This is a genomic window from Mesorhizobium zhangyense, from assembly GCF_011045115.1.
In the GTDB taxonomy this organism is placed as follows: Bacteria; Pseudomonadota; Alphaproteobacteria; order Rhizobiales; family Rhizobiaceae; genus Mesorhizobium_M; species Mesorhizobium_M zhangyense.
Genome location: NZ_JAAKZG010000055.1, coordinates 1 through 789 on the forward strand (window position 1 = coordinate 1; position 789 = coordinate 789).

At 58.6% G+C, this 789-nt stretch carries 2 protein-coding genes; both read right to left on the minus strand.

Annotated features, from left to right (window positions below):
* Positions 1 to 9: 9 nt before the first annotated feature.
* A complete protein-coding gene (locus G6N74_RS30420; RefSeq protein WP_165121725.1) occupies positions 10 to 369 on the minus strand; it encodes an IS1 family transposase in 360 nt (119 codons plus the stop codon).
* Positions 366 to 716, minus strand: coding sequence for an IS1 family transposase (locus G6N74_RS30425; RefSeq protein WP_165121726.1), 351 nt, complete (start codon positions 714 to 716; stop codon positions 366 to 368). Before G6N74_RS30425 ends, G6N74_RS30420 begins: the two co-directional genes overlap by 4 nt.
* Positions 717 to 789 lie beyond the last annotated feature (73 nt).

The following is a 789-nucleotide window of genomic DNA, read 5'->3' on the forward strand; positions in this document are numbered from 1 at the left end:
GGGCAGTGTTTACATTGGACTCGTGATGAGATGCCTGTTGAAGAAGAGGGCGAGGGTTATGTCGAGCATCTGATGGGTCTTTGAGAAGCGCTTTGAGCGACGGTTGAAGCGGGCGAGGTTGTCGCGGATCGACGAGTTGGATGCCTCGATCAGATGTGTCTGCGTCTTGGTCTGAGTGTGAGGCTCGGCTATCCCCATGCGCTCGAAGGCCAGATGATAGCAGGAGTTCGCATCGGTGTAGATCGCTTCGATCGTGCCCACAGCCTGTTTGACCAGCCGGTAGATGGCCATGGCGCTTGTCACGCCCTTGTCGCCGATATGATAGGCAACGACCCGGTTCTGACGGCGGCTGAATGCGGTCCAGATCACCGCCCGCTGCTGTTTTTTTGAACGAAGGTATAGATCTCGTCCATCTCGACAATGTCGGCGTCTCCCTCACAGGCCGGACCAGACCTGGCCCGCCGCGCCTGCACAGCCGCATGCTCCTTGCGTATCCAGCGCAACACGCCGGCAGGCGATGCGCCGACAAAGCGTGCGATCTTGCGGATGCCGACATTGTTGACATACATCTCCACAGCCTTCGCCTTGGTTTGCGGGCTGAACCGGCGCGGCCTGTCGGTACAGTAGCGCCCACACGACCGGCAGCAATAGCGTTGCGCCCCATCCTTGCGGCCGGTCTTGCGCAAATCCTGGCCCTGGCAACCTGGACAGTCCATCCTTCTTCTCCTCGCCAAATCACACGATAGGCAGCAGAAGAATCCAAAAACAGTCGATTGTAAACAATGCCCC